At 66.8% G+C, this 12,183-nt stretch carries 11 protein-coding genes; 6 read left to right on the top strand and 5 right to left on the bottom strand.

From position 1 onward, the window contains the following. Positions 1-107 precede the first annotated feature (107 nt). Positions 108-1,217 (top strand): purine-nucleoside phosphorylase, encoded by a 1,110-nt coding sequence (locus ENSA7_RS09035; protein ID WP_106088815.1) that lies wholly within the window; start codon positions 108-110, stop codon positions 1,215-1,217. Positions 1,218-1,446: 229 nt separating this feature from the next. Here the strand turns inward: ENSA7_RS09035 and ENSA7_RS09040 are convergent, their stop codons facing one another. The 3 genes from ENSA7_RS09040 to ENSA7_RS09050 are packed head-to-tail and all read right to left on the bottom strand — an operon-like array spanning position 1,447 to position 4,488. Beyond that, complete coding sequence (locus tag ENSA7_RS09040; RefSeq protein ID WP_106088816.1) at positions 1,447-2,589, bottom strand: aldehyde dehydrogenase family protein; 1,143 nt, start codon at positions 2,587-2,589, stop codon at positions 1,447-1,449. Next, the gene (locus ENSA7_RS09045) at positions 2,579-3,430 is read right to left on the bottom strand and encodes a purine-nucleoside phosphorylase (protein ID WP_106088817.1); all 852 of its coding nucleotides are present in this window, start codon (positions 3,428-3,430) and stop codon (positions 2,579-2,581) included. The genes ENSA7_RS09040 and ENSA7_RS09045 overlap by 11 nt, the downstream gene beginning before the upstream one ends. Positions 3,431-3,444: 14 nt before the next feature. Further along, entirely contained in the window at positions 3,445-4,488 is a 1,044-nt protein-coding gene (locus ENSA7_RS09050) for a serine/threonine-protein kinase (protein ID WP_181233514.1), read from the bottom strand. A gap of 464 nt (positions 4,489-4,952) precedes the next feature. Between ENSA7_RS09050 and dnaB the strand changes: the two genes are divergently transcribed. The 5 genes from dnaB (at position 4,953) to ENSA7_RS09080 (ending at position 10,185) form a co-directional block, all read left to right on the top strand. Next, positions 4,953-6,407: a replicative DNA helicase gene (dnaB, locus tag ENSA7_RS09055; protein ID WP_106088819.1), complete on the top strand. Its 1,455-nt coding sequence runs from the start codon at positions 4,953-4,955 to the stop codon at positions 6,405-6,407. Between the two features lie 250 nt (positions 6,408-6,657). Beyond that, positions 6,658-7,038 carry a hypothetical protein gene (locus tag ENSA7_RS09060; RefSeq protein WP_106088820.1) on the top strand — a complete coding sequence of 127 codons (381 nt, stop codon included), beginning with the start codon at positions 6,658-6,660 and terminating at the stop codon, positions 7,036-7,038. Positions 7,039-7,238: 200 nt separating this feature from the next. After that, positions 7,239-7,721: a hypothetical protein gene (locus ENSA7_RS09065; RefSeq protein WP_106088821.1), complete on the top strand. Its 483-nt coding sequence runs from the start codon at positions 7,239-7,241 to the stop codon at positions 7,719-7,721. Between the two features lie 202 nt (positions 7,722-7,923). Continuing rightward, positions 7,924-8,364 carry a hypothetical protein gene (locus ENSA7_RS09070; protein ID WP_106088822.1) on the top strand — a complete coding sequence of 147 codons (441 nt, stop codon included), beginning with the start codon at positions 7,924-7,926 and terminating at the stop codon, positions 8,362-8,364. A gap of 417 nt (positions 8,365-8,781) precedes the next feature. After that, positions 8,782-10,185: a monooxygenase gene (locus ENSA7_RS09080; RefSeq protein ID WP_146157501.1), complete on the top strand. Its 1,404-nt coding sequence runs from the start codon at positions 8,782-8,784 to the stop codon at positions 10,183-10,185. A 191-nt stretch (positions 10,186-10,376) separates the two neighbouring features. Here the strand turns inward: ENSA7_RS09080 and ENSA7_RS09085 are convergent, their stop codons facing one another. Together ENSA7_RS09085 and ENSA7_RS45010 are read right to left on the bottom strand one after the other, a co-directional pair. Continuing rightward, entirely contained in the window at positions 10,377-11,243 is an 867-nt protein-coding gene (locus ENSA7_RS09085; protein WP_219907930.1) for an SDR family oxidoreductase, read from the bottom strand. A 49-nt stretch (positions 11,244-11,292) separates the two neighbouring features. Continuing rightward, positions 11,293-12,117, bottom strand: coding sequence for an OBAP family protein (locus ENSA7_RS45010; RefSeq protein ID WP_219907931.1), 825 nt, complete (start codon positions 12,115-12,117; stop codon positions 11,293-11,295). Between the last annotated feature and the right edge of the window lie 66 nt (positions 12,118-12,183).

A 12,183-nucleotide genomic window follows, 5' to 3' on the forward strand; every position in this document is an offset into this window, starting at 1 on the left:
CCCGCGACCGGTAAAGTGGCCGTGGCTTTCTGGCCACGAAAACGAGACGGGCATCCTTCCCCCCCCACGCTCATCACTCGCTTTTGGCCCCCGCACGGAGTCTTCAGATGACCAAGCGCCTGCTCTTCCCCGCATTTCTCGCCGTCGCTGCGATCGCATCGCTCACCGGTTGCCAACCGGACAACGAGGATCCGGAAATCCGCAAACCGATCAACGACGAGTGGGAGGAGGTCGCCTCGCTGCCGGCCGCCCAGTTCCAGCTGCTCAGCGTCGGTGACCGGATCGCGTCGGACAACTTCGCCAACCGCGGCAACATCGAGGTCCTCTACAAGGACGGCACCGACAAGATCACGGTCGAGATGCAGCGCTTCACGGTCGCCGAGAATCAGGCGGCCGCCGACCTCGCGTTCGAGAAGATGCAGTACTGGGGCTACGCGATCTCGACCCCCGAGCCGCCATCAGACGACAACATGGTCGACTCTTGCGCGAACCCCGATCCAGACGTCGTCGACCGGTGCTACATCCGCGCCTACTACGACGGCCAGTTTCAGCCGGTCCGCGACGGCGCCAACTTCCGGGTCACGATCCCCACCGGCTGGGATGGCGACCTGCTCCTGGTGACCTCGGACAACCTCGAAGAGGGCATCGACAGCTACCCGGACCGCGGCAACATCACGGTCGACGGCGTCGCTGGCAACCTCGACATCGACCTCGACTCGGGCAACGTCCAGGTCCGGATGGACCCGAACACCAAGCACTACGCGGGCTGCGCAAACAACGACACCTGCGTGGAGATGGACTACGCGATGGGCTGTGGCTGCTCGGAGCCCACGAACATCAACATCGCCAACAAGAAGGGCCAGTCCTCGAACATCACCGTCGACGTCGGCAACCCCGACGCCTGGTACACGATGATCCTCGAGAACCGCGGCATCTTCTCGTCCAGCGACGAGTTCGTGTGCAACGCCACGATCGAGTGCGGCGACTTCGGGAACAACTGCATCATCGACCCGGCGTACGCGGACCTGCCCAACCAGGAGCGGGCCGACGTCAACTACCCGGGCGTCCCGGCGATCGAGGGCGCAGGCATGCGCATCGCGCTGGTCAGCGAGTCGTGCGCCAACATTCGCTACGTCAACGGGCCGGAAGACTTCGAAACGGACCCGCTGCCCGAGCAAAAGCAGGGCGAGCTGCTTGTTTGCGTGGGGTGCCTTTGAGGACCCCCACAGGCGCCTGAGCCTTCGCTCGGGCCCTAGTCGGGACCCCCACAGGCGCCTGGGCCTTCGCTCGGGCCCTTTGTTCGCGCTGGCATGATTGGCCCCCTAGGAGGGGGCTCTTGTCTGGGCACCTACTGCCAGCCAGTGGGTGCCCAACTACGTGGTGGTCTTTGGTGGTTGTAGGGGTGGGTTGCTACGCGGGCTGCTGCGTGGCGGTCGTGGTTGGAGTTTAGGGCCTGGGTTCGGGGAGGCCGGGGGGGAGGCGCTCGACGAGGAGGGCGCCGTGGACTTGGCGATCGCTGCGGCGGAGGGTGAGGTCGCGGGGTTTGCTGCCGAAGCGGAGGTGGCCGTGGCCGCGGGGGGCGAAGTGTTGGAGCAGTCGCTCGGCGCGGGTTTCGGCGGTGGGGTCGTTGCCGACTGGGTAGATGACGAGGATCGGGCCGTGGAGCGGGGGCTCGTCGGTGGGGAGCTGGTCGTCGGGGATCCGTACGCGGAACAGGGCGGGGGCCAAGAACGCCAGGCCGGGAGCGTTGGCGCGGCGCAGGCGGCCGCCTGGGCAGATCGTGGTGACTCGGTCGCGGGCTTGCCAGGCGGCGTCGTCGACCAAGAATTGGTGGGAGCGTGGCTCGTCGACTGGGCCGGCGAAGGCGTGCTCGTCGTCGACGGGGCCCATCTGGGTGCCGACCCAGAGCCGTCGCAGGTTTCGCTCGAGCCGCTCGCTGGGGCCCACGACGATCACGCGATGGACCACGCGGGGATCGAAGCCGGTTCGGCGCAGGCATGCGCGCGCGAGCACGTAGGCGGCGAGCTCGTGGTCGGCGTCTCGCTGGATCAGGGCGACCCGCTCGAGCCGCTGGCGAACCCCGATCTGCTGCCAGCTCGCGTGCTCATGATCCAGGACACCGGGGGGCGAGACGCTGAGCAGCGCCTCGCCGAGGAGGTCGGCCATCTCCTGCAGGATCCGCGACACGCCCGGACACGCGTCGGGCTCGGACTCCACGTGCACCCTTCGCCCGCGCCGCAGCGCACGCCAGGCCAACTCGAGCGCCTCGAGTGGTTGCTCGCGCAGCTCGCGAACGAGGGCCGGCTCGCCGCCGTAGCGATGGAAGCGACGCTCTCGCAGGGCCAGCAGGCGACGCTGCGCCGTGCCGATCTGATCCTCGCGCTCCCACGCGACCATGCCCAGTCGCTCGGCGAGATCCTCGGCGAGGCTGTCGGCTGCGAGCGCGACAGCCTCGAGCAGCTCATGCCCGAGCGCGCGTGAGACCGCGGCGATCCGCTCGGGCCGAACTGGATCCGGTGGACGAGCACCCGCGCCGCTAGCCCCGCTGGGCTGGTCACGGCCCGTGCCCCCGCCACGCTCACTCGACATGGGCGCGCAGCAGTGCTCGGACCAACGCCGAGAGCCGACTGCGTGCCCGCGCCGACTCCTCTTGGACCTCGAGGTGCGAGAGCGCCTCGCTGCCGGCCGCGTTGGTCACGACCCCGAGCCCGCACGTTGGGGTGCGGTGAGCGGCGGCGAGCATCGCCTCGTAGGTGGTCGACATCCCGACCACGTCGCCGCCGAGCAGCCGCAGCGCCGCGACCTCGGCCGGGGTCTCGTACTGCGGCCCGCGAGCGTGGGCGTAGACGACCTCGGGGACCGCTTCGGCGCCGGCTTGCACCTGGGCTTGCAGCTGCGCCCGCAGCTTCGCCGAGTAGATGTCGGAGCAGTCGACGAACGCGGCACCGCGCAGCGGCGTGGGTCCGAACAGGCCGATCTGATCGCGCAAGCTGACGATCGTGCCGACCCGCAGATCGGGGTTGATGCCCCCGACCGCGCACGTCAGCAGCAGCCGCTTGACCCCGAGGCTGAGCACCGCGCCGAGCGGGGCTGTCGCGAGGCTGGCCGGGTGGCCCTCGTAGGGGTGGATGCGACCGGTCTGCACGCACACGCGCACGCGGGCGTGGCCGTCGGCGGCCGGCAGCTCGCCGAACACCAGCGAGCTTCCATGTCCGGCGACCGAGGGCGCGGGCAGGCCGAGCTCGGCGAGCGGGATCTCGTGCTGGATCACCAGACCTAGCGCGTGCTCACCAGCTTGATCGACGAGCGGCTTCCCGATCCCAGAGCCGCCGACGATCATCCAGTCGACGGGCTCGAGCCCAGGTAGCCGTTCACGCAGGGCCCGCTCGCACAGCGCACCTTCGGGATGCCAATTTGGCTCGAATTGCATGGGGACTCGGGAGCTTAGTTCACCATCAACATCACGCCCAGCGAGACGACCACGCCGATCACGATGCCGATCACGATCGCCAGGACCCAGGTCTTCTGGCTCGCGGACGGGGCAGCCTCTGCGGCGCGGACGTCCTCGGCTTTCGAGGCGGCCTGCTCTGCAGCCGCTGGCGGGGCCTCGGTGATGACCTCGACCGCGGCGTGGCGCGGGGGGATCTGTCCGCCGATCCGCCCGATGATCGCGGGCAGCTCGTCGATCAACTCTTCGAGGGATGGCCGTACGTCCGGCCGCCGGCTCATCATGCGGCGGCACAGATCACTGAGCGGCTCGTCGAACCCGGCGATCTGGGTCTTGAGCACCGGTCGCTCGGCCTTGAGGTGACGACGGACCACCGCGGTGTAGTGGTCGTCGCTGCCGCCCTTGCGAAACGGCGGGCTGCCCGTGCACATGTGGTAGAGCGAACAGCCGAGCGCGTACACGTCGGCGCTCGAGTCCACGTCTTCGCCCATGGCCTGCTCGGGCGCGAGGTAGTCGGGGGTGCCCACGAACACGCCGGTCGCCGTGATCGACAGGTCTTCCTGGAGGGCCTTGGCGAGCCCGAAGTCGGTGACCTTGACCTCGCCGGCCTTGGTCACGACCAGGTTCGAGGGCTTCACGTCGCGGTGTACGACACCCGCGCGCTTGGCCTCGAGCAGGCCGACCGAGGCCTGGCGCACGACCTCGGCCGCGTCACCGGGCACCAGCGGGCCGTTCTTCTTGATCGCGCCGCCGATGTCCTCGCCGTCGAGGAACTCCATGGCCAGGTAGGGCCGGCCCTCGAACTCGCCGATGAAGTAGACCTGAACCACGTTGATGTGGTTCATGGCCGCCAACGACCGGCCCTCCCGGAGGAAGCGTTCTTTAAATTCGGAGGACTCCTGGTGCTTTCGCCCAAGGACCTTCAGGGCCACTCGACGTCCGAGGTTTGGGTCACGGCCTTCGTAGACCTCGCCCATCGCCCCTTTACCCAGCAAACCCTGGATCTGGTAGTGGCCGATCTTCTCGGGCACCCGCGCCATGCGGCGAGAACCTATCATGGGAAGGGCACGCCGCCCATCGCCCGCCGCGCCACCACCCCCAGGAGCGTGCTTGACACGGGCAAGTGAGCGCATCACACGCGTAGTCCCGGGTCCCGCCGTCGGTGAGCGGACTCGGTCATTGTCGTGTATCCATATGATTATATTGATGTTTTGGTGATTGTGAACGCCCCGGGGGAGCGAGCGGACTGCGCTCGGGGCCCATGATCCCGACGAGATCAACCCAGCCGTCGAAGCGGTGGCATGCTGGCCGGGCTCCCCTTGCCGGGCGGTGCAGGGCGGGCGACGGTGGGCGGCCCGCGACGAGGGTTGGACAAGACCGCCTGCCCAAGCCGTGACCGGCGGGTCCACCTCGGCCTCGGCCTCGGGCTTGGCTGCGGACCTCGACAGCGAACGTAGGCACGGGGTCTTGGCACCGGCCGCTCACACGGGATCTCACCGCAGCCATGGCTCAGCACCGAACGCTCCCCCATCGTCCCGAAGCCGAGAACGCGGTGCTCGGCGGGATCCTTCTGCGCGGCCGCGAGGCGCTCAACGATGTGCTCGAGCACATCACCGAGGAAGATTTCTACCAGCCCCGGGCCCAGGCCGTGTTCCGGGCCATGCGGATCCTCGAAGAGCGCGGCGAGCCGATCGACGTGATCACCCTCGAGGCCCAGCTGCGTCGCACGGGCGAGCTCGAGCTCGTAGGCGGGATCGAGGGCCTGGCCCGCCTCGATCGCTTCGCCACCGCGCACAACATCAAGGCCCACGCCGAGCTGATCCTCGAGTCGGCCCAGGTCCGCAACCTCGTCGTCGCGACCCGCGAGATCGCGGAAGAGGGCATGGAGGAGGTCGAGGATCCCAAGGCCTACATCGACACCGCCGAGCAGCGGGTCCTCAAGGTCAACGAGCGCGGCCGCAAGAGCACCTACCGCAGCTCCCGCGAGCTGATGCTCGAGGTGTTCCAGGGCATCACCGAGCGCCAGCGCCAGACCGATCCGATCACTGGGATCTCGACCGGCTTCACCCAGATGGACGAGATGACCGCCGGGTTGCAGCCCAGCGATCTGATCATCCTGGCCGCGCGCCCGTCCATGGGCAAGACCGCGTTCGCCCTCAACCTGGCCCAAAACGCGTGCATCCTCCCGGCCAAGTTCGCCAACGCGCCGCCCGAGCAGCGGCCGGGTCGGTTTCCCGTGCTGTTCTTCTCGCTCGAGATGGGCGCGACCCAGCTGATCGAGCGCGTGCTGTGCAGCGAGGCCCGGGTCGACTACGCGCAGCTGCGTCGCGGCGGCCGCATGATGGAGCAGGACTTTCGCGGGCTGATCGCCGCCGCGGACCGCATCTCCAACGCGCCGCTCTATATTGATGACTCGGCGGCGCCCAGCATCCTCGAGATCCGCGCCCGCTCCCGCCGCTGGCGAGACGACCGCTCGATCTTCCCCGAGCCCGACCCCGAAGATCCCAACGCCAACCACAAGGGCCTGGGCCTGGTCATGATCGACTACCTCCAGCTCGCGCGCGGCGGCAAGGCCCGCTACGACTCGCGCGAGCAGGAGATCTCAGAGATCTCTCGCGGGCTCAAGGCCCTGGCCAAGGAGCTCAAGGTCCCCGTCATCGCGCTCTCGCAGCTCAACCGCGCGGTCGACTCGCGCGCGGATCACCGACCACAGCTGTCGGACTTGCGCGAGTCCGGCGCGATCGAGCAGGACGCCGACGTGATCATGTTCATCTACCGTGAAGAGCGCTACCTCAACGCCGACACCCCCGAAGAGAAGCGGCGCGAGGTCGAGAACAAGGCCGAGATCATCATCGGCAAGCAGCGCAACGGGCCGATCGGGACGGTGCACCTCACGTTCATGAAGAAGCACACCCGGTTCGAGAACCCGGCGCCCGACTACGAACCTGCTAGTTACTAGCGCCGCGGGCTTGATCGACGACATTTGTTCTTGCCGGTCGACGACAACTAGAGCTGCCGGTGCGCGAATTCTGCGTTGACTCTGCGGTACGCATCAGGGGTTCGTGCGGTGGTAGGCTGCGGTCCTTCGAGCGATGGGCGGTCGATCTGCGGAAGTGTTCCTGGCCCTGGGTCTCGCTGGCTGCGAGCCCGCGCTGACTCAGACCGAGCCACCAGCACCAGCACCAGCACCCGCTCCGGCACCCTGCCAGGTGGACGCGCGAGAGCTCGAGGGCCTGCGCGCGGAGCTTCGGGAGGTCGCCGCCGAGCTCGAGAAGGACAACCCCGAAAACACCCGACGCGCGACCACTCGCATGGCGGCGCTGCTGGAGCACCCCGCGTTTTTCACTCGAGAGGGTCGGCCGGCGGTCGTCATGTCGACCCAGCCGCGCGCCATCGTCGATTGGTGGCATCGAGGCGGAGAGTCGAGGACGGAACACTGGCTCGACCGGTCCGCGACGCGCACGGAGATTCCACCGGGCGTGCGCTCCGTGATCGACCCGGACACGGTCCCGGCCGAAATCTTGTGCGCGAGCGCCAACTGTGATCCTCTTGCGTCGGGCTTCATCAACACGGTCGTCGCCTGGGTCTGAAGCTCGAGGCCAACGAGCGCCGCCGCTACTTTTATGATGAGTCTACGGGCGGCAATTCACGCCAGCATGAATGTAACGATGCAAGCAACGCGGCCGCGTGGCTCAGCTGTCTCTCGTTCTGGAGGTCCGCACAGGCGGAGCTCCCGCTGGGCGACTATCGGTTCCCGACTTCGGGCTGGCTGTTCGCGGAGCTCGGCGGAATGTTGGTACCCGAGTGCCCGACCTACTACGGCTTGAACCTGGAGACCGGAGAGATGCTCTCGGCCAGCGAATGCGAAGTGCGCCGCGGGCACGGCAGCGTCGAGCGGTTTCGTGAATTCGCGCTGGTGGCCTTGCTGTCCGGGCAAGCCGAGGAGGTCGCCCAATTTCAGGCTCTCGACGCGCCCCCGGGGCTCGATCTGAGTGGAACCTGCTCGCTCGACAGCGCGCCGGGGCCTCGAATCAGCACCTCGGCCCACGATCGGCTGTATTATTGGTGGTGGCGCGAGGGGAGCATCGTAGCCAAGGGCGTCCGCAAGCCCACGTCATACGAGGAGCCCGCGAGCGGGTTGGCGGACAAGCTGCTGCGCGTGGCGGTATATACGGTCGTCGAGGGAGAGGTCGCGCTCCCCCATCACGCCCAGGCGCCGGACGATGATGAACGGCTCTCGGAGCTGCTCGCCACACTCGCATCGCAGGGTTAGGCGCCCGGGGAAGAGCTCCGGCGCACGTGTTCTCATCACGGGGTCTTTTTTCGGGGAGCTTCTTGTCGCACCAGTCCTCGATCTTCTTCGGCGCCTCGCCAGCGCGCCAGGCTGCAGCAGCGCCGCGCCAGTGTGCAGGAGCGAGGTGTAGCCGCCGGCAGGCGCCCACCGGGTGCAAATCTCATGTATGAGTTCACTGGCCATGACAGACACCAGGGACGACTTCAGCAGCTTCGCCGAGACCGCGCACATGTTCTTCGGGATCGACGCGCCCTTCGTGATGATCCGTGAGGAGCTCGAGAAGATGTTCTGCCAGCAGGTCCCGGACTCGCGGATCAACTCGATTACCTGCGATGGTGAGCCGAAGTTCCTGACGCTCGGGCGGCGGGCTGAGCCCGACGCGGAGCAGGTCGTGGTCACCCACTACGGGGTCTGCTTTCAATGCACGATCGACATCGAGACCAACGAACATCACGAGCCGGCGCTGCGCTGCACGATGACCCTCGCGTTCGGTGATATTGATAAATCAGGCGAGGAGCGCATGCAGGCGTGGATGAATCTGCATGACGACGCGGACCCGGCATTTGATGAAGAGGTGTTCAAGCAGAAGTTTCTGGGATTTCGTGATCGGGCGTCTGCCTGACGGGACCGACCCTGGAATTCATCCCAGATAGGCGCTGTGGGTGAGCGTGACCAGAAGTATCGGCGTTGGGCGTCGACGCGTCGTGTTCCTCGCGATCGGGCTGCTCGTGTTGGCGGTGGTGGGTGGGGTGTCGACGTGGCTGTGTGTAGCTGCCGACCGGGATGAGCAGGATGAGCAGGATGACCAGGATGATTGGCCGTGTAGTGGCGGTCCCAATTGCGAGCTGAGGCAGAAGATTCGTGGTGTAGCGGCCTACGCGCTCCAGCTCTCCGACACTGAGCCCCGGACGGACCCTCCGCTGCGAGGGGCTGCGAGCCCATTTCCTGCGCTCGCGCGGGGAATCACGTTGCGCAGAATCGAAGAGTCGGGTTCAATGGTCGCGTGATCAGTTGGGCTGAGTCTCGATACGCGTGCTTCATGTTGGCTGTCCCTGTGCTCGCGTGTGGCGGAGCGGAGTCGATGCCCGCCGACACTGGTGACACCCAGGCCGAGACCAGCGGTGACGGCGACGGCGACGGCGACGGAGACGGCGAGGCGCTGCGACCCAACTGGCACGAGGACATCGCGCCCTTGGTGTACGGCACCTGCGTCGGCTGTCACTACGATGGTGGGATCGCCCCGTTCGCGCTCGAGACCTACGAGCAAGCGGCGCCCTGGGCTGGGCTCATGAGCGAGGCGGTCAACGATGGCGTGATGCCGCCATGGGGGGCGCTCGAGACCGAGGAGTGCCAGCCGGACCACACCTGGCTCGACGACGTCCGCCTGTCTGACGCGCAGCGACAGCTGCTCGCTGACTGGGTCACCGCGGGGACCCCCGAGGGCGACCCAGACGCGGCCGTGCCCCTGCCCGAGCCGCCCAGCCTCGAGCTCGCCGACACCACGGTGGTCCTGCAAAACCCGTCGCCGTACACGGTGGGTGGCACCTCGGACAGCTTCGTGTGCATGGTCGTCGATCCCGGGAACGAGACCGACGTGTGGGTCACCGGGGTGCAGATCATCGCCGACAACGCGGAGGTCGTGCACCACGTCCTGACCTACATCGACAGCGAGTCGGCCTCCGACGACCTGGTCGACGCGGACGGCAAGTTCAGCTGCCCCGGTGGGTTCGTGTCCTTGAATGGGACCTCGCAGATCAGCACGTGGGTCCCCGGCGGCGTGCCGACCGAGACCCCGCCCGACGTCGGGTTCCCGATGCCCGTCGGCTCGAAGATCATCATGGCCTACCACTACCACCCGACCGGAGCTGGCGACGAGATCGACCAGAGCGCCGTCGCGCTGCGCTGGACCGAAGAGGCGCCCGCGCTGACCGGCTACATGGGGGTGCTTGGCGCGATCTTCAGCAGCAACGGCGTCGACCCCGGACCCAACGACCCCGACGGCGTGCCCGTGTTCCAGATCCCCCCGAACGTCTCGAACCACGTCGAGACGGTCACCTACAAGGTCCCAGACCTCCTGCCCCCGGTCGATGTGTTCACGATCGGCACGCACATGCATTATGTCGGCGTCGACATGAAGATCTGGATCGAGCGGGGCGGGCAAGAGCTGTGCTGGCTGCAGACCCCGCGCTGGGACTTCAATTGGCAGCGCCTGTACGATGTCGACGCGCCGATCGGCCAGATGCCCAAGGTCCAGGGCGGCGACGTGATCAAGCTGCGCTGCACCTACGACAACACGCTGAACAATCCGGCCTTGGTCGAGGCGCTCGCGCAGCAGGGGCTGAGCGAGCCGATTACGATCAACGTGGGCGAGTCGAGCCTCGAGGAGATGTGCGCGATGCTGTTCGGTGTTGCGACTGATCTCCCCCTCGGAAGCTTCTTTTGAGACCCCCACGAGCGACTTGGCACTTCGGGGTCTCTCGCTTCGCTCGCTCCCTTTTGGCTGGTTGTGTGCGGGGGCATGATTGGCCCCCTCGAAGGGGGCTCTTTCTGGGCATCTGCGCTTGGGTGGGGCTTGATACTTCTACGGCGGTTTGGCACTTTGGGGAGCTTCAATAATTATAGCCTCAATAATTGCTAGCCTCGGGTTTGGCCTCCGAGTAGGGTGAAGACTTCGCCGGTTACGTAGCTGGAGTCGGCGTTCGAGGCGAAGTATACGTAGACGGGGGCGATCTCTTCGGGTTGGGCGGGGCGGCCGATTGGTTGGGACTCGCCGAAGTTGACGATGTCTTCGGGGGCGCGCTCGGCGGGGTTGAGGGGGGTCCAGACTGGGCCTGGGGCTACACAGTTGACTCGGATCTTTCGTGGGAGCAGGGATTGTGCGAGTGACTTGGTGAAGGCGTGGATGGCTGCTTTTGTCGAGGCGTAGTCGACGAGTTCGCGGCTGCCTTCGATTCCGGTGATCGAGCCGGTGTTGATGATTGCGGCGCCCTCGCCGAGGTGGGGGAGGGCTGCCTTGGTCATGTGGAAGTAGCCGTAGATGTTGGTCTCGAAGGTTTGGCGCCACTGCTCGAGGTCGAGCTCGTCGAGCTCGCAGTGGTTCTGGAACGCGGCGTTGTTGACCAGGATGTCGAGGCCGCCGAAGCGATCGACGACTTGCTCGACGGCCTGCTCGCAGGCGGCGTAGTCGCGCTGATCCAGCACGATCGTCAGCGCTGACTGATCGCAGCGCTCGATCGCCTCGCGCACGCGCGCGGCGTCGGAGGCTTCGGACTCGAGGTGGGTGATGGCCACGTCGGCGCCCTCTCGCGCGAACAGGTAGGCGACGGCCCGGCCGATGCCGGAGTCGCCGCCTGTGATCAGCGCGCGCTTGCCTTCGAGCTTGCCCGCGGCGCGATAGTCCGGCGCCTGCCAGTTGGGCTCGGGGTCGAGCTCGCTCTCGAGGCCCGGCGGATCCAGGTGTTGCTTGGGAAACGGGGGTTTCGGTTGGTCGTGCTCGCCCATGCATGCTGGAACAAGCACGGTCCATGCCGACCTCTGAATCCCGGCGATCTCACGGCTGTTCCTGCGGGTCCATCTCGATCGGCGTGGCTTCGCCGTCGTCGACGACCCCTTCGGGTTTGTGACGATCCGGAAAGAACTGCGCGAGCGCGTCGACACCCCGCTGCGGATGCGCGAGCTCGACCAGCTCGCTCCGCTCGACCCGCCTTTGCTGGGTGTCGATGTCGAGCATCCGCTCGCGCGCCTCGAGCAGCGCGGGCTCGAGCTCACCTGCGGCGTTGAACGACCACGCGAGCCGGGCTTCACCCAGCGGCAGCCCGTCACCGGGGCGTGTGCCGCCGCCGGTGAGCCAGGTGTGCCAAGTCTTGCCATAGCTGTTCATCTTGCCACGCATGAGCGCGAGGTCGGCGGCCGGCGGCAGTCCCGGCGCGACCAGCTGACCCGAGAGGATCTCGAAGTTGTGGGGATGCCAATATTGCTTCTCCTGCTCCGGCAGGCCCTCGAACAGCCGCTCAGAGATGATGTACTCGATCCCGTTGAGGTTGGACTGCGCCGTGTCGCCGTCCCACAGCGCGCACTGGGCAAAGTCTTCGTTGACCTGGTGGCAAAAGTGGTGGACGTCCATTTGATGGTAGGGATCCTCCTTCATTGGATGGAAACCGACCAGGTGGATATTGAGCTGGTCGATCGGTGAATCGGCCTGAAACAACTCGGCGCCAGCGCTGAGGAGCTGTGTGATCGCGCCGGCCTCCTCGCCAGGCGGGGTCACGCCAGCGAGGTTGGGATCTTCGCCCCTGCATGATGCGAGCACACAACATGCGAGCAGTGCGGCTGGAGTCCAATTGATTGTACTTAGACGTTTATCGGTATGGCTCATGGCAATCGGACAGAGTCTGCAATCACCATGCCCGCGCAGGTTGGTGCGAATAAAGGGGAGGACGCG

Origin of the sequence: Enhygromyxa salina, assembly GCF_002994635.1 — a bacterium.
Lineage (GTDB): Bacteria > Myxococcota_A > Polyangia > Nannocystales > Nannocystaceae > Plesiocystis > Plesiocystis salina_B.

Coding starts and splice junctions, on each gene's coding strand:
- ENSA7_RS09035 (WP_106088815.1), top strand. CDS start 108: ATGACCAAGCGCCTGCTCTTCCCCGCATTTCTCGCCGTCGCTGCGATC.
- ENSA7_RS09040 (WP_106088816.1), bottom strand. CDS start 2,589: ATGTCGAGTGAGCGTGGCGGGGGCACGGGCCGTGACCAGCCCAGCGGG.
- ENSA7_RS09045 (WP_106088817.1), bottom strand. CDS start 3,430: ATGCAATTCGAGCCAAATTGGCATCCCGAAGGTGCGCTGTGCGAGCGG.
- ENSA7_RS09050 (WP_181233514.1), bottom strand. CDS start 4,488: ATGGCGCGGGTGCCCGAGAAGATCGGCCACTACCAGATCCAGGGTTTG.
- dnaB (WP_106088819.1), top strand. CDS start 4,953: ATGGCTCAGCACCGAACGCTCCCCCATCGTCCCGAAGCCGAGAACGCG.
- ENSA7_RS09065 (WP_106088821.1), top strand. CDS start 7,239: ATGTTGGTACCCGAGTGCCCGACCTACTACGGCTTGAACCTGGAGACC.
- ENSA7_RS09070 (WP_106088822.1), top strand. CDS start 7,924: ATGACAGACACCAGGGACGACTTCAGCAGCTTCGCCGAGACCGCGCAC.
- ENSA7_RS09080 (WP_146157501.1), top strand. CDS start 8,782: ATGTTGGCTGTCCCTGTGCTCGCGTGTGGCGGAGCGGAGTCGATGCCC.
- ENSA7_RS09085 (WP_219907930.1), bottom strand. CDS start 11,243: ATGGGCGAGCACGACCAACCGAAACCCCCGTTTCCCAAGCAACACCTG.
- ENSA7_RS45010 (WP_219907931.1), bottom strand. CDS start 12,117: ATGAGCCATACCGATAAACGTCTAAGTACAATCAATTGGACTCCAGCC.